General features: G+C 68.5%; 16 protein-coding genes. 9 read left to right on the top strand and 7 right to left on the bottom strand.

Annotated elements, in window-relative coordinates:
- Window positions 1-8: 8 nt before the first annotated feature.
- From AC1Q6V_RS16200 to ureG, 5 genes are all read left to right on the top strand, one after another.
- Window positions 9-314: an urease subunit beta gene (locus tag AC1Q6V_RS16200; protein ID WP_011614866.1), complete on the top strand. Its 306-nt coding sequence runs from the start codon at window positions 9-11 to the stop codon at window positions 312-314.
- Window positions 311-2,029, top strand: a complete 1,719-nt coding sequence (gene ureC / locus AC1Q6V_RS16195; protein ID WP_305367557.1) for an urease subunit alpha — start codon at window positions 311-313, stop codon at window positions 2,027-2,029. Before AC1Q6V_RS16200 ends, ureC begins: the two co-directional genes overlap by 4 nt.
- Window positions 2,030-2,058: 29 nt before the next feature.
- Window positions 2,059-2,625 carry an urease accessory protein UreE gene (ureE, locus tag AC1Q6V_RS16190; protein WP_010809097.1) on the top strand — a complete coding sequence of 189 codons (567 nt, stop codon included), beginning with the start codon at window positions 2,059-2,061 and terminating at the stop codon, window positions 2,623-2,625.
- 121 nt (window positions 2,626-2,746) lie between these two features.
- The gene (locus AC1Q6V_RS16185; protein ID WP_454749338.1) at window positions 2,747-3,439 is read left to right on the top strand and encodes an urease accessory protein UreF; all 693 of its coding nucleotides are present in this window, start codon (window positions 2,747-2,749) and stop codon (window positions 3,437-3,439) included.
- Between the two features lie 14 nt (window positions 3,440-3,453).
- Window positions 3,454-4,083, top strand: a complete 630-nt coding sequence (gene ureG / locus AC1Q6V_RS16180; protein ID WP_010809095.1) for an urease accessory protein UreG — start codon at window positions 3,454-3,456, stop codon at window positions 4,081-4,083.
- Here the strand turns inward: ureG and AC1Q6V_RS16175 are convergent.
- Window positions 4,080-4,520 (bottom strand): helix-turn-helix domain-containing protein, encoded by a 441-nt coding sequence (locus tag AC1Q6V_RS16175; protein WP_011614870.1) that lies wholly within the window; start codon window positions 4,518-4,520, stop codon window positions 4,080-4,082. The genes ureG and AC1Q6V_RS16175 overlap by 4 nt on opposite strands.
- A gap of 265 nt (window positions 4,521-4,785) precedes the next feature.
- Here AC1Q6V_RS16175 and AC1Q6V_RS16170 point away from each other — a divergent pair, with 265 nt between their 5' ends.
- A complete protein-coding gene (locus AC1Q6V_RS16170) occupies window positions 4,786-5,628 on the top strand; it encodes a hypothetical protein (RefSeq protein ID WP_454749339.1) in 843 nt (280 codons plus the stop codon).
- A 50-nt stretch (window positions 5,629-5,678) separates the two neighbouring features.
- On the opposite strand, the gene AC1Q6V_RS16165 is transcribed toward AC1Q6V_RS16170, so the two are convergent.
- The gene (locus AC1Q6V_RS16165; RefSeq protein ID WP_010809092.1) at window positions 5,679-6,371 is read right to left on the bottom strand and encodes a glutathione binding-like protein; all 693 of its coding nucleotides are present in this window, start codon (window positions 6,369-6,371) and stop codon (window positions 5,679-5,681) included.
- 157 nt (window positions 6,372-6,528) lie between these two features.
- Window positions 6,529-7,791 (bottom strand): acyl-CoA dehydrogenase family protein, encoded by a 1,263-nt coding sequence (locus AC1Q6V_RS16160; protein ID WP_010809091.1) that lies wholly within the window; start codon window positions 7,789-7,791, stop codon window positions 6,529-6,531.
- 189 nt (window positions 7,792-7,980) lie between these two features.
- Here AC1Q6V_RS16160 and AC1Q6V_RS16155 point away from each other — a divergent pair, with 189 nt between their 5' ends.
- Together AC1Q6V_RS16155 and AC1Q6V_RS16150 are read left to right on the top strand one after the other, a co-directional pair.
- The gene (locus tag AC1Q6V_RS16155) at window positions 7,981-8,919 is read left to right on the top strand and encodes a LysR family transcriptional regulator (RefSeq protein WP_454749340.1); all 939 of its coding nucleotides are present in this window, start codon (window positions 7,981-7,983) and stop codon (window positions 8,917-8,919) included.
- A 264-nt stretch (window positions 8,920-9,183) separates the two neighbouring features.
- Window positions 9,184-10,353 carry a CAP domain-containing protein gene (locus AC1Q6V_RS16150; protein ID WP_037024367.1) on the top strand — a complete coding sequence of 390 codons (1,170 nt, stop codon included), beginning with the start codon at window positions 9,184-9,186 and terminating at the stop codon, window positions 10,351-10,353.
- A 27-nt stretch (window positions 10,354-10,380) separates the two neighbouring features.
- Here the strand turns inward: AC1Q6V_RS16150 and AC1Q6V_RS16145 are convergent, their stop codons facing one another.
- From AC1Q6V_RS16145 to AC1Q6V_RS16135, 3 genes are all read right to left on the bottom strand, one after another.
- On the bottom strand, window positions 10,381-11,595 hold the full coding sequence (locus AC1Q6V_RS16145) for a hypothetical protein (RefSeq protein WP_454749341.1): 1,215 nt from the start codon (window positions 11,593-11,595) through the stop codon (window positions 10,381-10,383).
- Window positions 11,592-12,215, bottom strand: coding sequence for an RNA polymerase sigma factor (locus AC1Q6V_RS16140; protein WP_454749342.1), 624 nt, complete (start codon window positions 12,213-12,215; stop codon window positions 11,592-11,594). Before AC1Q6V_RS16140 ends, AC1Q6V_RS16145 begins: the two co-directional genes overlap by 4 nt.
- Before the next feature lie 79 nt (window positions 12,216-12,294).
- Window positions 12,295-13,995: a vWA domain-containing protein gene (locus AC1Q6V_RS16135; protein ID WP_011614876.1), complete on the bottom strand. Its 1,701-nt coding sequence runs from the start codon at window positions 13,993-13,995 to the stop codon at window positions 12,295-12,297.
- A 205-nt stretch (window positions 13,996-14,200) separates the two neighbouring features.
- Here AC1Q6V_RS16135 and ggt point away from each other — a divergent pair, with 205 nt between their 5' ends.
- A complete protein-coding gene (gene ggt / locus AC1Q6V_RS16130; RefSeq protein ID WP_454749343.1) occupies window positions 14,201-16,081 on the top strand; it encodes a gamma-glutamyltransferase in 1,881 nt (626 codons plus the stop codon).
- A 69-nt stretch (window positions 16,082-16,150) separates the two neighbouring features.
- Here the strand turns inward: ggt and AC1Q6V_RS16125 are convergent, their stop codons facing one another.
- Window positions 16,151-17,227, bottom strand: coding sequence for a phosphotransferase (locus AC1Q6V_RS16125; RefSeq protein WP_010809084.1), 1,077 nt, complete (start codon window positions 17,225-17,227; stop codon window positions 16,151-16,153).
- Window positions 17,228-17,278: the final 51 nt, after the last annotated feature.

Genomic DNA, 17,278 nt, shown 5'->3' with positions numbered 1-17,278 from the left:
GAATCGCCATGATCCCCGGTGAACTGATGCCCGCCGACGGCGAGATCGAACTGAATGCCGGCCGCGCCACGGTCAGCGTGACGGTGGCCAATACCGGCGACCGGCCGATCCAGGTCGGCTCGCACTTCCATTTCTACGAGACCAATGCGGCGCTGGCCTTTGACCGCGAAACCGCGCGCGGCTTCCGGCTGAATATTGCCGCCGGCACCGCGGTGCGCTTCGAGCCCGGTCAGACGCGCACGGTGGAACTGGTGGCGCTGGACGGCGACCGCATCGTCTATGGCTTCAACGGCAAGATCATGGGAGCGCTGTGATGGCAAAGATCTCCAGGCAGGCCTATGCCGAGATGTTCGGCCCGACCACCGGCGACCGCCTGCGGCTGGCCGATACCGGGCTCATCATCGAAGTCGAGAAAGACTTCACCATCTATGGCGAGGAAGTGAAGTTCGGCGGCGGCAAGGTGATCCGTGACGGCATGGGGCAGAGCCAGCGCATGGCCAGCGATTGCGTCGACACCGTCATCACCAATGCGCTGATCGTTGACCACTGGGGCATCGTCAAGGCCGATATCGGCCTGAAGGGCGGGCGCATCGCGGCGATCGGCAAGGCCGGCAATCCGGATATCCAGCCGGGCGTCACCATCGTGGTCGGGCCGGGCACCGAGGTGATCGCGGGCGAGGGCATGATCGTCACCGCAGGCGGCATCGACAGCCATATCCACTTCATTTGCCCGCAGCAGATCGAAGAGGCGCTGATGAGCGGCGTCACCACCATGATCGGCGGCGGCACCGGGCCGGCCACCGGCACCTTTGCCACCACCGTGACGCCGGGGCCGTGGTACATGGAGCGCATGCTGCAGGCAGCCGATGCCTACCCGATGAATATCGGCCTGCTGGGCAAGGGCAACGCCAGCCAGCAGGGGCCGCTCCTGGAGCAGGTGGAAGCGGGCGCCATCGGCCTGAAGCTGCACGAGGACTGGGGCACCACGCCGGCGGCGATCGACACCTGCCTGTCGGTGGCGGACGCGACCGATACCCAGGTGGCGATCCATACCGACACGCTCAACGAAGCCGGCTTCGTTGAAGCGACCATCGCCGCGTTCAAGGGCCGCACCATCCATACGTACCACACCGAAGGCGCGGGCGGCGGCCATGCGCCCGATATCATCAAGGTGTGCGGCGAGGCCAACGTGCTGCCGTCGTCGACCAACCCGACGCGCCCGTACACGGTCAACACGCTGGACGAGCACCTCGACATGCTGATGGTGTGCCACCACCTGGACCCGTCGATTGCCGAGGACATCGCCTTTGCCGAAAGCCGCATCCGCCGCGAGACCATCGCCGCCGAAGACATCCTGCACGACCTGGGCGCGTTCTCGATGATCTCCAGCGACTCGCAGGCGATGGGGCGCGTCGGCGAGGTCATCATCCGCACCTGGCAGACCGCGCACAAGATGGCGCTGCAGCGCGGCAAGCTGCCGGGCGATCCCAACGATGCGCGCGGCGGGCACGACAACTTCCGCGTCAAGCGCTATGTCGCCAAGTACACCATCAACCCGGCGCTGACGCATGGCATCGCTCATGAGGTGGGCTCGGTTGAAGTCGGCAAGTGGGCCGACCTGGTGTTGTGGCGTCCGGCGTTCTTCGGCGTCAAGCCCAGCCTGATCCTGAAGGGCGGCATGATTGCCGCGGCCGCGATGGGCGATCCCAATGCGTCGATCCCGACGCCGCAGCCGGTGCACTACCGGCCGATGTTTGCTTCGGCCGGCGGGGCGCTGCACCGTTCGTCGCTGACCTTTGTGTCGCAGGCGGCGCTGGCGGCCGGCATCGGCGAGCGCTACGGACTGGCCAAGACGCTGTCGGCGGTGCGCGGCACGCGCACGGTAAGCAAGCGCGACATGGTGCACAATGACTGGCAACCGCATGTCACGGTCGATCCGGAGACCTACCAGGTCGTTGCCGACGGCCAGTTGCTGACCTGCGAGCCCGCCACCGAGCTGCCCATGGCGCAGCGCTATTTCCTGTTCTGACTGGCCGGGGCCCGCGCCCCGCACCGCCCATGCTGAAGATCGACAAACTCCTGAGCGCCCCGCACGGCATCGCGCCCGTGCTGGTGCGCCGCGCGCCCAAGCTGGTCCTGCCCTTCGCCGAACGCAGCAAGAGCCGCCTGCGCGCGGTGCTCGACAACGGCGACGAAGCCGCGCTGTTCCTGGCGCGCGGCACCGTGCTGCGCGGCGGCGACCTGTTGGTGGCCGAAGACGGCAGCTTCGTGGAAGTGCAGGCCGCTGCCGAGGCGGTGCTGGAAGTGCGTGCGGAAGACCCGCATGCGCTGATGCGCGCGGCCTATCACCTCGGCAACCGCCATACGCCGGTGGAGATCGGGCGCGACTACCTGCGGCTGGAATATGACGCGGTGCTGGCGGACATGCTGCAACGGCTGGGCGTGCGCGCCGAACGTGCCGAGCTGCCGTTCGAGCCGGAGGCTGGGGCCTATGGCGGCGGGCACAAGCATGGGCACGATGCGACGTTTGCGGAGGACTATGCGGCGGCGCAGGCGGTGTTTCATGAGCATCATGGGCACTCGCACGATCACGTGCATGACGAGAAGTGTGGACATAAGCACTGAATTTTGCCCTGCAAGGTGGGTGCCGGACCATGCCAACCGATGAAGAACTGAACTCGCCGATACTCCCCTCTCCCGCTTGCGGGAGAGGGGAGCAAGCCATCGCTGAACCGGAGTCCGCGCCATGACGCAACTCCACCAGTTGATCTCACTGCTGCACCTCGCATCGCCATCGCTGCCAATCGGCGGCTTCAGCTATTCGCAAGGCCTGGAAGCTGCGATCGATTGTGGCAGCGTGCACGATGCGGCAAGCGCAGAACGATGGATCCGCGACAACCTGCTGCATGTGCAGGCGCAATGCGAAGCGCCGCTGTGGCTGCTGCTGCATCGCTGCTGGAAAGCGGGCGATGCCGCGCAGGTGCGGACATGGAACGACTGGTTCCGCGCCGCGCGCGAGACTTCCGAGTTGCGGCTTGAGACCGAGCAGATGGGCTGGTCGCTGTCCAGGCTGATTGCGCAGATGGAGTGGGGCGCGCCCGTGCTGCGCGAGACGCTGGCGGCGCTGTCGCCGGTGTGCCTGCCGACGGCGTTCACTGCGGCATGCGTGGCGCTGCAGGTCGAGGCGCGCGACGGCCTCGCTGCCTATTGCTTCAACTGGGCCGAGAACCAGGTCGCCGCGGCGATCAAGGCGGTGCCGCTGGGCCAGGTGGCGGGGCAGCACATGCTGCGGCGCCTGCACTGCGCGGTGCTCGACACAGTCGATGAAGCCACGCGCCGCGCCGACGCCACGCCGCCGCAACTTTCCACCTTTTCCCCGATGCTGGGCCTGCTTTCCGCGCGCCACGAAACGCAGTACTCCCGGCTGTTCCGATCCTGAACCCATATCGCACCATGACCCAGGCCCGTACCAAGAAGAACCCTCCGCTGCGCGTCGGCGTCGGCGGCCCGGTTGGCTCCGGCAAGACCACGCTGCTGGAAATGCTGTGCAAGGCGATGCGCGACCGCTACGACCTGGTTGCCATCACCAACGACATCTACACGAAGGAAGACCAGCGTCTCCTGACGGTCTCCGGCGCGTTGCCGGCGGAACGCATCATGGGCGTGGAAACGGGCGGATGTCCGCACACCGCAATCCGCGAGGACGCCTCGATCAACCTGGAGGCGGTGGACCGCATGCTGGCGCGCTTCCCGGATGCTGACGTGGTCTTCATCGAGTCCGGCGGCGACAACCTCGCTGCCACCTTCAGCCCAGAACTTTCTGATTTGACGATCTACGTCATCGACGTAGCCGGCGGTGAGAAGATTCCGAGAAAGGGTGGGCCGGGCATTACCAAGTCCGACTTGCTGGTGATCAACAAGACGGACCTGGCGCCATACGTCGGGGCATCGCTGGAAGTGATGGAGAGCGATGCGCGCAAGATGCGCGGCGCCCGGCCGTTCGTGATGGGCAGCGTCAAGTCCGGGCAGGGCCTGGACGAGGTGATCCGCTTTATCGAACGGCAGGGCATGCTGGGCGTCTAGTCTGCGCTGTCGCCCTTGGCATCGGATGCTGCGTTGGTGGCGTGAGTCAGCGACGGGCGGAAGCTGCCCTTGCCCGCCAGCGCCCGCGCCACCGCGGCCACCAGGTTCAGCTCGGGCTCGGTCAGCTCCGCCATATGGCGCACGGTGGCCTCGATCGCCGCGCGCTGGCGGTTGCCGAAGGGCGCGCGCGATTGTTCCACCTGCAGCTGGCTGGCGTCATGGCGGCTGAAGTCGAGCATCTCCGGGGTTGGCACGGCGAGCGTCTCGGCCAGCCTGCAGATGTTGGCGAGCGCCAGGTTGCGCTTGCCGCTTTCGATGCCGCTCAGGTATGAGCGCGACAGCCCGCTCTCAAGCGACAGGGTTTCCTGGGACCAGCCCCGCTGCTTGCGTAGCCAGGCAAGATGCAATCCGAATAGTCTGAGATTTCGAGAAGTCATGGGGTCGTGAAAGGTTCGGAGTGGTCTGAGGCTAAGGGTTTGACCTTGAGGCCACGACAACTTATCCTCTTCCTCACTATCGGTGTCCGACCCGCAAATTGAGGGGTGCGCCAGGCAAAATGGCGCGACACGATGGCATCAACCGGACGGCCTGCATGGCCGAGCCAAACGGGCCACTGCGCAATGCTGCGCGCAACGCTGTCATGCGTGCGCCGCACTGCGCGGACAGCCGCCTTGCGGCCTGTCGCCCTGCAGGGGGATTGCCATGCAGATCTTCACGCTGTTCGAGGCGCGGATGCGCGCCCTCCATGCCGACCGCCACGCGCCGTCGGACTTCATTCCCGGGTTCCAGTCACGCTTGCTTGCCGCTGCAGCCGGCCTCGGCAGCACCTGCGACTACGTCTTTCTCTGCGCCGGCGAGACCCAGGCTGAATTTGCCGCGGACCGCCATGAATGGTGGGGCTGCCTGCGCGGGGGCCTGCGGCTGTGGTCGCCCGGGCGCGGCTGCCTGCTGATGGGTGGCGGCGAGCTGTTTGCGCCGGCGCCAGGCGTACCGATGCAGGTGCAGGCGATGGTCGACACCATCCTGGTGCGCACCGTGCCGCAAGGGCCGGCCGATGCATCGCGGCCGGTGGTGCTGCCTGCGGGGTGGCACTGCGCGCTGGGCGGCATTGCCGCGGTCGGGGCCAATGGCGCCGAGGGGGTGGCGGGCATGCACGTGTTGCCGGCAGAGGTGGTGCGGGCCGAGGGCCCGCAGCCGGAGCAGGGCATGCGGCCGGAGTTCATCCAGCTGGACCAGTCGGGCGATGACTGGGCGCAGCGGCTGCAGGCGCGCGGGCTGCGCTGGGCGCTGTGCTACCGCGGCGCCATCGGCCTGCACTGGCATGGCGCGCTGGTGCGGGCCGGTGGGGACATGGCCTTCCTGCAGCCCGGCACGCTCTACGCGCCGGACCCGCACGAGTCATGCCGGCTCGACGTGCTGTTGCCGGGCACCGGCCTGCTGTGCTGCTTCGGGCCGGGCGATGACGTCGAGATTGGTGTTGCGGCGCGCGGCGGACGGCGCGCGGACGGGTATGCGATTGCGTGCCACGCGCTGGCGCCGACCTGATGCCAGGCGGGTCAGCCGGGGCCAGCGCCCCGGCCGCGGCAGTGCCGTGCTCAGTGCCGCTTGTATTGCGTGGCGCCGAACAGGACCTCGCGCGCCTTGTCGTCCTGCAGCGCCTTGCGCGCGCTGGCCAGCACTTCCACGCCGCGCTTGACCGCGGGGCGCTCGGCGATCTCGTTGAACCAGCGCTTCAGGTTCGGGTAGTCGTCCAGGTCCACGCCCTGGTTCTGCCAGCTGCGCAGCCACGGGAAGGTGGCGATGTCGGCGATGGTGTACTGCTCGCCGGCCAGGCAGGCGTGCTTTGACAACTGCGTGTCGATCACGCCGTACAGGCGCCTGGCCTCGTTGGTGTAGCGGTTGACCGCGTACTCGATCTTCTCGGGCGCGTACATGCGGAAGTGGTGCGCCTGGCCCAGCATCGGGCCCACGCCGCCCATCTGGAACATCAGCCACTGCAGCGCCTCGTACTTGCCGCGCACGTCCTCGGGCAGGAACTTGCCGGTCTTGCCGGCCAGGTAGAGCAGGATGGCGCCCGATTCGAACAGCGAGATCGGCTTGCCGTCCGGGCCGTCGGGGTCGACGATGGCCGGGATCTTGTTGTTGGGGCTGATCTTCAGGAAGTCCTCGCCGAACTGGTCGCCGGCGCCGATGTTGATCGGATGGACCTTGTACTCCAGGCCGCATTCTTCCAGCATGATGTGGACTTTGTGGCCGTTGGGCGTGGCCCAGGTGTAGACGTCGATCATCGCAAAAGATCTCCTGGATGCGATCGTTGGGGATGGCCACATCAACCACCGACGTGGCGAACCGGGCGATTTAAGCACAGAAGAAAAAAACGCGCAGACTGGCTGCGCGTTTTCCATACTGCCGGCAGGGCCGAAGCCCCGCGGCGTTGCCAGGCGGTCAGAACCCGCGTGCCACCGGCATCCTGATGTCGTCCGGGTTCAGGTTCATGTGCTTGGCCAGCTCCAGCTTGGCGATGGCGTTGCGGTGCACCTCGTCCGGGCCGTCGGCCAGGCGCAGCGTGCGCTGGTGCGCCCACCAGTTGGCCAGCGGGAAGTCGCTGGAGACGCCGGCGGCGCCATGGACCTGGATGGCCCAGTCGATCACCTTCAGCGCCACGTTGGGGGCGATCACCTTGATCATGGCGATCTCGGCCTTGGCCACCTTGTTGCCCACTGTGTCCATCATGTACGCGGCCTTGAGCGTCAGCAGGCGCGCCATCTCGATCTCGCAGCGGGCTTCGGCGATACGTTCCTGCGTCACGCCCTGGCTGGACACCGGCTTGCCGAAGGCCACGCGCGACAGCGCGCGCTTGCACATCAGTTCCAGCGCGCGCTCGGCCACGCCGATGCTGCGCATGCAGTGGTGGATGCGGCCCGGGCCCAGGCGGCCCTGCGCGATCTCGAAGCCGCGGCCTTCGCCCAGCAGGATGTTCGAGGCCGGCACGCGCACGTTCTTCAGCTCGATCTCCATATGGCCGTGCGGCGCGTCGTCGTAGCCGAACACCGGCAGGAAGCGCTTGATGGTGATGCCCGGGGTATCGGCCGGCACCACGATCATCGACTGCTGCTCATGGCGGCCGGCGTCGGGATTGGTCTTGCCCATCACGATGTAGACCTTGCAGCGGGGGTCGCCCGCGCCCGACGACCACCACTTGGTGCCGTTGATCACATAGTGGTCGCCGTCGCGCTCGATGCGGCATTCGATATTGGTCGCGTCCGACGAGGCCACGGCCGGCTCGGTCATCAGGAAGGCCGAGCGGATCTCGCCGGCCAGCAGCGGCTCGAGCCACTTGTCCTTCAGTTCCTCGGAGGCATAGCGCTCCAGCGTCTCCATGTTGCCGGTGTCGGGGGCCGCGCAGTTGAAGACCTCGGCCGACCAGGGCACCCGGCCCATGATTTCGCACAGCGTGGCGTATTCCAGGTTCGACAGGCCCTGCGGGGCGCGCGGCGAGCGCGGCAGGAACAGGTTCCACAGGCCGGCCGCGCGTGCCAGCGGCTTCAGCTCCTCGATCACCTTGGTCGGCACCCAGGCGTTGCCGGCGCGGCGGTTGGCGTCGATCTCCGCGGCGAAACGCTTTTCGTTCGGGTAGATGTGCTGGTCGAAGAAGGCCAGCAGCTTGGCCTGCATTTCCTTGACCTTCGGGCTGTATTCGAAATCCATGTGGTCTCCTCGCTACGGAATCAGTGGATGCCGGGGTGGGCGGCGGCGCCTCGTTGGCCTCGGCAGGCCTCGGCATCAGTGCGGCATGGGCCGATGGAATGCACTCTATCTGAAAGCTGGTAATAAGAAAAATGAATTTTCTGGATTTGCCAGTATCAATTCCCTGCATTCCGTGACAGAATCTCCGGCATGCAGCTCTCCCGCATCGACCTGAATCTCTTCGTGGTGTTCGACGCCATCTACAGCGAAGGCAGCATCACCGCGGCCGCGCGCCAGCTCAACCTGACGCAGCCCGCGGTCAGCCATGCGCTGGGCCGGCTGCGCACGCTGTTCGACGACCCGCTGTTCGAGCGGCGCGGGCAGGGCATGGCGCCCACGCCGCTGGCGCGCTCGCTGGCCGCCGAGGTGCGCAGCGCGCTGCAATCGTTCGCGCGCACGCTGCAGGATACGCCGCACTTCGATCCCACCAATACTGTGCGGCGCTTCACCATCGGCATGCGCGACGCGCTGGAATCCACGCTGCTGCCGCCGCTGATGGCGCGTGTCACGGCAATGGCGCCGCACGTGGAGATCGCCGCGATCCGCTTCGACCGCCGCGAGATGGAGTCCGAGCTGCTCGCCGGCACGCTGGACGCCGCGCTGGACATCCTGCTGCCGGTCTCGCCCGCCATCCACCACGCGCCGTTCATGGCCGATCCGATGGTGGTGCTGGCGCGGCGCGACCATCCGCTGGTGAAGAAGGAACTGACGCTTGAGCGCTACCTCGCGGCCGAGCATGTGCACGTGTCGTCGCGCCGCCGCGGCGCCGGGCTGGAAGACCAGGCCCTGCATCGCATGGGCCTGACGCGGCGCGTGCGCCTGCGTTGCCAGCACTACGCGGCCGCGTGCCGCGTGGTCAGCTGCACCGACCTGCTGGCCACGCTGCCGCTGCGCTATGCGCGCATCGCCAATGAGCCCTATGCCAACCGCCTGCTGTCGCTGCCGTTCAAGGTGCCGTCGCTGGAACTGCACCTGTACTGGCATGCGGGCGGCGAAAACGACGGTGCCAACCGCTGGCTGCGCGACCAGCTGATGGCGGTGATGGCCGCGCTCGGCACCGGCATGGCCGACGTGGCCGCCGCCAGCTAAGTGCCCTCGCGCCCGCACGGCGGGCACCGCAAGCGATCCCCGCGGCGCCCCGGTGCGGCGCGCGCGGGTCACACGTAAGGAATTGTTCATGGGCTAGACCCTGCCGGTCCGCGCCCATACCATCGTCCGGTCTTTCTGCCCCCGGCGCCGCCGCCGCGAGCCCGTGTCCGCACGGTGCTGGCGATGGTTGCCGCGCCGGCTGTCCGCGCCTGCGGATCCCCCGGGGCAGGTTCCTTCCTCCGATGACCACGACGATTCAGAACGATGACCGGGAAACGCTTGCTTGCTGATCACCAACCCATGCCGCCGCGACGCGCGCGGCGCACCACGCTCGCCCTGACCACCCTTTGCGCTGCTGCGGCGCTGGCACTGTCCGCATGTGGCGGCGGTGGTGGCGATGGCGATGGCGGCGGCGGTACTTCGTCGAACGCATCGCAAGCGAACGGGCAGGCCAGCGCGCCGTCCGGCTCTGGCTCGACCACGCCATCCACCGCAGGTGCCTGCTATACCGTCAGCGGCACGGCGCCGGCACCCGCGGCGGGCGGCGGCGTCTCGCTGCTGCCGGCGCGCGGCAGTGCGGTCAGCAATTACCGCGTGCTGGAAGAGCCGCGCACCGCCGGCCTGTGCTACGCCAACTATCGGCGCGAGCAGGTGGGCCTGCCGCCGCTGGCGGCACGCGATCCGCTCAATACCGTGGCGCAGAACCACACTGCCTACATGCTGGCCAACGCCACGCTGACCCACGACGAGACCAGCGGCAAGCCGGGCTATACCGGCGCCACGCCCAACGAGCGCATCCAGGCCGCCTATCCGACCAATGCCACCGCGGAAGTCGTGGCCGGTGCCAACCGCTGGACTTCGGTTGCCAATGCGCAGCTGTCGATGTCGCCCAAGGACGCGCTGGTGTCGGACCTGGTCAACGCGCCGTTCCACCGCGCCGCGCTGCTGGGCAGCTACGGCTCGGCCGGCAGCGGCTTTGCCGAGCGCGTGGGCCCTGATGGCAGCGGCACCTCGGCCAGCTACTACCAGACCATCGACCTGGCCGATGCATCGAAGGGCGGCAGCGACAGCCAGATGGTGGCCTACCCGTACAACGGCCAGGCCGACGTGCCGGCCAGCTGGGTCAACACCGAAAGCCCCAACCCCGCCCCAGGCTATGAGGGCAAGACCGTGGGCTATCCGGTTTCGCTGCAGGCCATCAACACCTCGCTGCAGTTCGATGCCGACAACTTCGTCATCACCGACGCGCAAGGCAACAATGTGAGCTGCCTCAAGGTCGACAGCCGTTCGTCGGGCCTCTCCAGCGCCGCACGCGGCCTGGCGATCTGCACGCCGGTGGCGCCGCTGGCCAGCCAGCAGCGCTACAGCGTGAGGGTTACCGGCCGGCTGGGTTCGCAGCCGGTGGACCTGAGCTGGTCGTTCACCACACGCTGACCCGCACTCGCCAGCACACCGGCGCGCTCATTGCGGCGCGCCGTGCCGCAGTTCGATGCGCACCTGGCCTGGGGCCAGCGTGCGGTCGGCCTGCACGGCAAATGGCACCGGCGGGCGTTGCGCCGCCGGCATCGACTGCCAGAGCCGTCCTGCCCATTCCCTGATTGCCTCACTGTCCGGTTCGGCCGCCAGCAGCGTGACCGATGCCGCCGCCGGCATGCGCGCGGCCGTGGCGGCGGGGTCGTCCTGGATCGACACGACCATGCTGGATGCGGTGTGCGCCGCAGGGGCGCGCGCGGCCGCCATCGGTGGCCCTGCCTTGCGTGCAAAATCTGCCCGCGGCGCGGCCGCCGGCGGTGCCGCGGGTGCCGGCATTGCCGGCTGCGGGACTGCTTCTGCCATGGCCGGATACGCGGGAGCGGCCGGTGCGGCGGCCACGGCCGGCGCCTGGGCGGACAAGCTTTCGGTCGCTTGCGGCGGTGCTTGCGTGGCGGCCTCGCGTGGCGCCGTGCCCCCGGCCGTTGCCGACGCGCGGCTGCGCTGCCCGGCGTGCGCCGGGGCAGGCCGCTCTTCCCGCTGCGGGGCCGGGGCGGCCTTCGCGGCTGGCGGCGGATTTGCCGGCGTGGCCGTCCCGGGCTCCGCCGCAGCTTGCGGTGCGGGCGCTGCCGCCATCTCTGCGGCGGGTGCAGCGGCCGGGGCGGACACCTGTTCAGGCGCCGACGCCGGCAGCAGTGCGCCATCATCGATCTGCCGCAGCACGATGCTGGTGGTCAGCCCGGCCACCGCCGCGACGCTGGCCACTAGCCCGAGCGAGCGCCACCACCGCCGCGCGCGCGCGGCGCGCGCTGCCATGGATTGCGTTGCGGTCCCTGTGGCCCGTGGTGTTGCCGCCTCAGCTGCCTGTGCCTGCAGCCACGCGCTGGCAGCGGCACCGACCGGGGCACCCAGGATCTCCGCTGCGGGCTCGCCTGACGCCACGCGTGCAAGCAGCGCATCGCGTCGCGCGGCCTGCGCCGCCTGCAGGCGCGCGGCTTCTTCCTGCACCGCCATGGCCAGCGTTGGCGGCGCGGCGAAGGGCAGGGCCGCCGCGCCGGCCCGCTGGCGATCCTCCTCCTGTTGTGCCGCACGTGCGGCCGCGTGCACCGACTCTGCCAGCGCAGCGGACGGCGCGTAAGCGGGCAGCTCCCGCAGCAGCGCCGAAAGCCGGTCCTTGCCATCGATAAAGCGGTTGGCCGCGTTCACGACGGCGTCTCCTGCGAGCCCGGCACGCTGCCGGCCAGGTTTGCGCGCAGGCGCGCAAACGCATAGCGCAGCCGGCTCCTCACCGTCTCGAACTTCTCGCCGAGCATCTGCGCAATCTCTTCGACGCTCATGTCGCTGAAGAAGCGCAGCACCACCACCTCGCGCTGGGCGACGGGCAGCTGCAGCAGCGCGCGCTGCACGTGGTGCGCGTGCTGGCGCAACTGCAGCTCCGCTTCCGGCGACAGGTCGTCGGCCGGCATCTCCCCAGGCTGGTCGTCCAGAGCTTCGCGCTGGCGCGCATCGGCGCTGCGCACCTGGTCGAGCCAGGTATTGCGCGCAATCTGGAACAGGAAGGTGCGGAACGCCGCGTCCGGCTGGTAGTCGCCGCAGCGGGTCATCAGCTTGACCCAGGTCTTCTGCGCGATGTCTTCCGCTTCGCCGCGGTTGCCCTGGCACAGCCAGGCCACGTAGTTGTAGAGGCCGGCGTTATGGCGGCGGAACAGCTCGGTGACGGGCTGCTCGATGATGCCGCCCGCCACCAGCAGCATCAGGTCATGGTCGGGCAGCGCGGACAACGCGGCGCCGGGCGCGGCGGAAGGGACGGGGTCGGGTGCCTGCATGCGCCGGAGTATAGGAGAGCGCAAGGCGGCGCGACAGTCCGCCGCGCCGCCTTGCGCCGGCTCGCGGCCCGGGCTGGTGTCAGCGTGCCGCACGCTCGGCCGGCCCGCCGCTGGTAGCGCCGGCCGGACTGGCCGTGGCCAGGCTCTGTGCCAGGTCCACCAGCTTGAGGAACTCGCCCCGATAGCCAAAGCGGTCGGTGCCGCGGGCGCCCTGGGCCAGCGCGTGGGCATCGGCGTAGCGCCAGTCGCCGGTGAACTTGCCGCCGCGCAGCACCTGACCGAAACCGGCCACCGCCGCGGCAAAGCGGAAGTCGTCATCGCCTTGCGCCAGCGGACGGATGGCCTGCCGCACGACGGTGATGTCCATCAACTGGCTGGTGCTGGCGGCAGGCAGCTTGTAGCGCAGCTTGATGTGCGCGAGCTCGCCGTCGCGCCCCGGCGCGGGTGCGGCCGGCTGGTAGCGCAGCGGATCGACCAGCCCGGCCTGGCCGGCCAGCGTCAGCTCATACAGCGCCGTCACGGTGTGGCCCGCGCCGATATCGCCGGCATCGACCTTGTCGTTGTTGAAGTCCTCGCGCGCCAGCATGCGGTTCTCATAGCCGATCAGGCGATACTCCTTCACCGTGGCCGGATTGAATTCCACCTGGATCTTCACGTCGCGCGCGATGGTGGCCAGGGTCGAGCTGATCTCGCTGACCAGCACCTTGTTGCCTTCCATCAGGTTGTCGATATACGAATAGGCGCCGTCGCCGGCATCGGCCAGCTGCTCCATCAGCTGCTCGTTGTAGTTGCCGGTGCCGAAACCGAGCGTGGACAGCGATACGCCCGACTTGCGTTTCTCTTCCACCATGCTCTTGAGTTGCCGGAAGTCGGTCACGCCCACATTGAAGTCGCCGTCGGTGGCCAGCAGCACGCGGTTGATGCCGCCGGCGATAAAGCTCTGCTGCGCGGCCTGATAGGCCAGCGCGATGCCGCTGGCGCCGGCGGTGCTGCCCCCGGCCACGAGCTGGTCGATGGCGGCGCTGATGGCGGTCTTGTCGCTGCCCGGCGTGGGTGGCAGCGCCACGCGCGTGCCGCTGGCATAGGTGACCAGCGTGATGCGGTCCTGCGGCCGCAGCTTGTTCACCAGCAGCTTGAGCGAGGACTTCAGCAGCAGCAGCTTGTCCGGCGAATTCATCGATCCCGACACATCCACCAGGAATACCAGGTTGGCGGGCGGCAGCGCGGCGCTGGCCATGTCCTTGCCCTTGATGCCGATGCGCAGCAGCACATTGGCCGGGTGCCAGGGCGCGGGCGCCAGCGCGGCATGCACGGCGAACGGACGGCCGTCGGCGGGCTGGGCATAGTCATAGGGGAAGTAGTTCAGCAACTCTTCCACGCGCACCGCATCGGCCGGCGGCATGCGTCCGGCATTGAGCATGCGGCGCATATTGCTGTAGCTGCCGGTATCGACATCGATGCTGAAGGTGGATACCGGCGCCTGCGCCACCAGCCTGACGCCGTTTTCCTCGATGGCGCCGTAGCGTTCGCGCTCGGCTGGCACCGGCGGTGGAAGGTGGTAGGGCATCGCCAGCGGGGCGCGCGGGGCGATGGCGTGCATTTCCATGGCGGGTGCCACCTGGCCAGCCTTGGCGGCGTGGTCGTGCGTGGGCGCCGGGGCCGCGGGCGGCGGCACAGGCTGGGCCACTTCCGGGGGAAGCGACGGCGAATGCCCGCCGCAGGCCGACAACACCAGAGCGGCGGCAAAACTGGAAATGATGGCCGGTGCGCGAAGTTGCATATTGTTCTCCTGAGCGGCCACGGGGCGGGTCCCCGGTCATGACGGCCTGTCGATGAAACGGTGCTGGCGAGGGGTTGGGGTTAAGCCGGGAGAATCTTTTTTGCACCTGCATGTGGCTCCCTCATGTGGCGGCAGTCAGACTTTCTTGCCCCAGGATGCTCCGATCGCCACTACAATCGTTTGATCCTTCCCCAGGAGATATCGCATGTCTCACCCTGACCTCTCTTCGATGGCGTGGCGCGGCGCGCTGGCCCTTGCCCTGACTGCGCTGCTCGGTGCTTGTGGTACCCAGGGCGGAGGGACCGCCGCGCCCGCAGCACCGGCCGCGCCGTCGGCCACGACACCGCCTGCCGCGATGCCGCCGGCCCCGGAAGTTGCCTCCGGGTATCGCCCGGGCATGTCCACCGTCTACGCGCAGCGCCACATGGCTGCCGCGGCCAACCCGTTGGCGAGCGAGGCCGGGCGCGCCATCCTGCGCCAGGGCGGCTCGGCCATCGACGCCGCCATCGCGATGCAGGCCGTGCTGACGCTGGTCGAGCCGCAGGCCACCGGCATCGGCGGCGGTGCCTTCATCATGTACTGGGACGGCAAGAACGTTCAGGCCTTCGACGGCCGCGAGACCGCCCCTGCCGGCGCCACCGAAAACCTGTTCCTGCGCCCCGACGGCAAGCCCATGGAGTTCAGCGAGGCCCAGATCGGGGGACGCTCCGTCGGCACGCCCGGCGTGATGCGCGCGCTGGAAATGGCACACCGGAAGCACGGCCGCCTGCCGTGGGCCAAGCTGTTTCAGCCCGCCATCGACCTGGCCGAGAAGGGTTTCCCGATCTCGCAGCGGCTGTACACGCAGGTGGCTGCCGACAAGTTCCTGGCCAATTCGCCGGAGATGGCCGCGTACTTCCTGGATGCACAGGGCAAGCCCAAGCCGGCCGGCACGGTGCTGAAGAACCCGAAGCTGGCGCAGACCCTGCGCGATGTCGCCCGGCGCGGTGCCGGCGTGCTCTACAACGGGCCGATCGCGCGCGATATCGTCGCCAAGGTCAACGGCGGCAGCAATGCCGGCTCGCTGTCGCTGGCTGACCTGGGCAGCTACCGGGCCAAGCAGCGCGTGCCGGTCTGTACCGACTACAAGCGCTGGAAGATCTGCGGCATGCCGCCGCCGTCGTCGGGCGGCATCGCCATCGCGCAGATCCTGGGCACGCTGCAGGCGCTCGAGACCAAGAATCCCAAGTACGCGCTGGCCGCGCTCAAGCCGCAGGGCGTGAACACGCCGGCGGTGATGGAGGCCAATCCCGACGCGGTCCACGCAATCTCCGAAGCCGACCGCCTGGCCTACGCCGACCGTGGCCTGTACGTGGCCGATGCCGACTTCGTGCCGGTCAACGTGACCGGCCTGGTCAGCCCGTCCTACCTTGCCACGCGCGCGGAGCTGATCGGCGACAAGAGCATGAGCAAGGCCCAGCCGGGGGTGCCGCCGGGCACGGCGATGGCCTACGCGCCCGACCGTTCACCGCCGCGCGTCTCCACCTCGCAGATCGTTGCGGTCGATGGCCGCGGCGGGGCGATTTCAATGACCACCACGATCGAGTCGTACTTCGGCTCCCATTTGATGGTGCGCGGCTTCATGCTGAACAACCAGCTGACCGATTTCTCCTTCGTGCCGAGCGAGAACGGCAAGCCGGTGGCCAACCGCGTGCAGCCGGGCAAGCGCCCGCGCTCGTCGATGGCGCCGACGCTGGTGTTCGACCGCGAGAGCGGCCAGCTGGTCGCCACGGTCGGTTCGCCGGGCGGCTCGCAGATCATCGAGTATGTGTCCAAGACCCTGGTCGGCATGCTGGACTGGAACATGGACGTGCAGGCCGCCATCGGCATGGGCAACTTCGGCAGCCGCAACGGCCCGACCGAGGTGGAGAAGGGGCTGGTCTCGCCGGGCCTGGTGCAGGCACTGCAGCAGCGCGGCCACCAGGTGGCCGAGATCGAGATGACCAGCGGCACGCAGGCGATCATGCGCAAGCAGGGGCCTGACGGCAAGGTGGTGTGGGCCGGTGGTGCGGACCCGCGGCGGGAAGGGGTGGCGCTGGGGGATTGAGCGTCGCGCGATGCAGATGAAAAACGGGCGCCTCGGCGCCCGTCTTCTTTTGCTGCAGCAGTTGCCGCGTCAGCCCTTCGCCTTCTGTGCGTACTGCCACCCCATCTCCGCCATCGGCCGCGCGCGCTTGCCTGCGTCCAGCGCCTGCGCCGACGACGCGGTGCCGTCCACCACGCGCTTCATGATCCCCTGCAGGATGCCGGCGATGCGGAACATGCTGAAGGCCAGATAGAAGTTCCAGTCGCCCGTGATCGGGCGGCCGGTGCGCTGCTCGTACAGGCGGCGGTAGCTGGCTTCGTCGGGGATGCCCAGCGCGGCGAAGTCAACGCCGGCAATGCCGCGGAACTGGCCCGGGGCGATATGCCAGCTCATGCAGTGATAGCTGAAGTCGGCCATCGGGTGGCCCAGCGTGGACAGTTCCCAGTCCAGCACCGCCAGCACGCGCGGCTCGGTCGGGTGGAACATCAGGTTGTCGAGCCGGTAGTCGCCATGCACGATCGAGGTCAGGTCGGCGTCTTCCTGCGGGATATGCTGCGGCAGCCAGTCCATCAGCGCGTCCATCGATGGGATCGATTCGGTCTCGGACAGCTTGTACTGCTTGGTCCAGCGCTCGATCTGGCGCTGGAAGTAGTTGCCGGGCTTGCCGTAGTCGCCCAGGCCGATGGCGTTGTAGTCGACCGTGTGCAGCGCGGCGATGACGCGGTTCATCTCGTCGTAGATGGCGCTGCGCTCGGCGGTGCTCATGCCCGGCAGCGACTGGTCCCACAGCACGCGGCCGGCGACGAACTCCATGATGTAGAAGGCGCGGCCGATCACGGACTCGTCCTCGCACAGCGCGTACATGCGCGCCACCGGCACGTCGCTGCCGGCCAGCGCGGCCATCACGCGGTATTCGCGCTCGATCGCGTGCGCCGAAGGCAGCAGCTTGCTCTTGGGGCCAGGCTTGGCGCGCATCACGTAGGTCTGGCCCGGCGTGACCAGCTTGAAGGTCGGGTTGGACTGGCCGCCCTTGAACTGCTCCACGGTCAGCGGGCCGGCAAAGCCCTCCACGTGCTGGCGCATCCAGGCTTCCAGCGCGTCGGTGTCGAAGCGCTGCTGGTCCGCCACCGGGCGCGTGCCCTCGAAGTGCGATACGTTGCTGGTCATGCTGTCTCCGTTGGTTTTCTGTTCGGTATCGGTTGGGATTCGATCAAGTCC

The sequence above is a fragment of the Cupriavidus sp. GW823-FHT07B10 genome, assembly GCF_058794355.1.
Note: the sequence above shows the minus strand (reverse complement) of the source record. Positions and strands in the feature narration are given on the sequence as shown.

Excerpts from the sequence above, each read along its gene's own strand:
- AC1Q6V_RS16185 (WP_454749338.1), top strand. The coding sequence starts at position 2,747 with ATGACGCAACTCCACCAGTTGATCTCACTGCTGCACCTCGCATCGCCA.
- AC1Q6V_RS16170 (WP_454749339.1), top strand. The coding sequence starts at position 4,786 with ATGCAGATCTTCACGCTGTTCGAGGCGCGGATGCGCGCCCTCCATGCC.
- AC1Q6V_RS16160 (WP_010809091.1), bottom strand. The coding sequence starts at position 7,791 with ATGGATTTCGAATACAGCCCGAAGGTCAAGGAAATGCAGGCCAAGCTG.
- AC1Q6V_RS16135 (WP_011614876.1), bottom strand. The coding sequence starts at position 13,995 with ATGCAACTTCGCGCACCGGCCATCATTTCCAGTTTTGCCGCCGCTCTG.
- AC1Q6V_RS16155 (WP_454749340.1), top strand. The coding sequence starts at position 7,981 with ATGCAGCTCTCCCGCATCGACCTGAATCTCTTCGTGGTGTTCGACGCC.
- AC1Q6V_RS16165 (WP_010809092.1), bottom strand. The coding sequence starts at position 6,371 with ATGATCGACGTCTACACCTGGGCCACGCCCAACGGCCACAAAGTCCAC.
- AC1Q6V_RS16150 (WP_037024367.1), top strand. The coding sequence starts at position 9,184 with ATGACCGGGAAACGCTTGCTTGCTGATCACCAACCCATGCCGCCGCGA.
- AC1Q6V_RS16125 (WP_010809084.1), bottom strand. The coding sequence starts at position 17,227 with ATGACCAGCAACGTATCGCACTTCGAGGGCACGCGCCCGGTGGCGGAC.
- ureG (WP_010809095.1), top strand. The coding sequence starts at position 3,454 with ATGACCCAGGCCCGTACCAAGAAGAACCCTCCGCTGCGCGTCGGCGTC.
- AC1Q6V_RS16140 (WP_454749342.1), bottom strand. The coding sequence starts at position 12,215 with ATGCAGGCACCCGACCCCGTCCCTTCCGCCGCGCCCGGCGCCGCGTTG.
- AC1Q6V_RS16200 (WP_011614866.1), top strand. The coding sequence starts at position 9 with ATGATCCCCGGTGAACTGATGCCCGCCGACGGCGAGATCGAACTGAAT.
- ggt (WP_454749343.1), top strand. The coding sequence starts at position 14,201 with ATGTCTCACCCTGACCTCTCTTCGATGGCGTGGCGCGGCGCGCTGGCC.
- AC1Q6V_RS16175 (WP_011614870.1), bottom strand. The coding sequence starts at position 4,520 with ATGACTTCTCGAAATCTCAGACTATTCGGATTGCATCTTGCCTGGCTA.
- ureE (WP_010809097.1), top strand. The coding sequence starts at position 2,059 with ATGCTGAAGATCGACAAACTCCTGAGCGCCCCGCACGGCATCGCGCCC.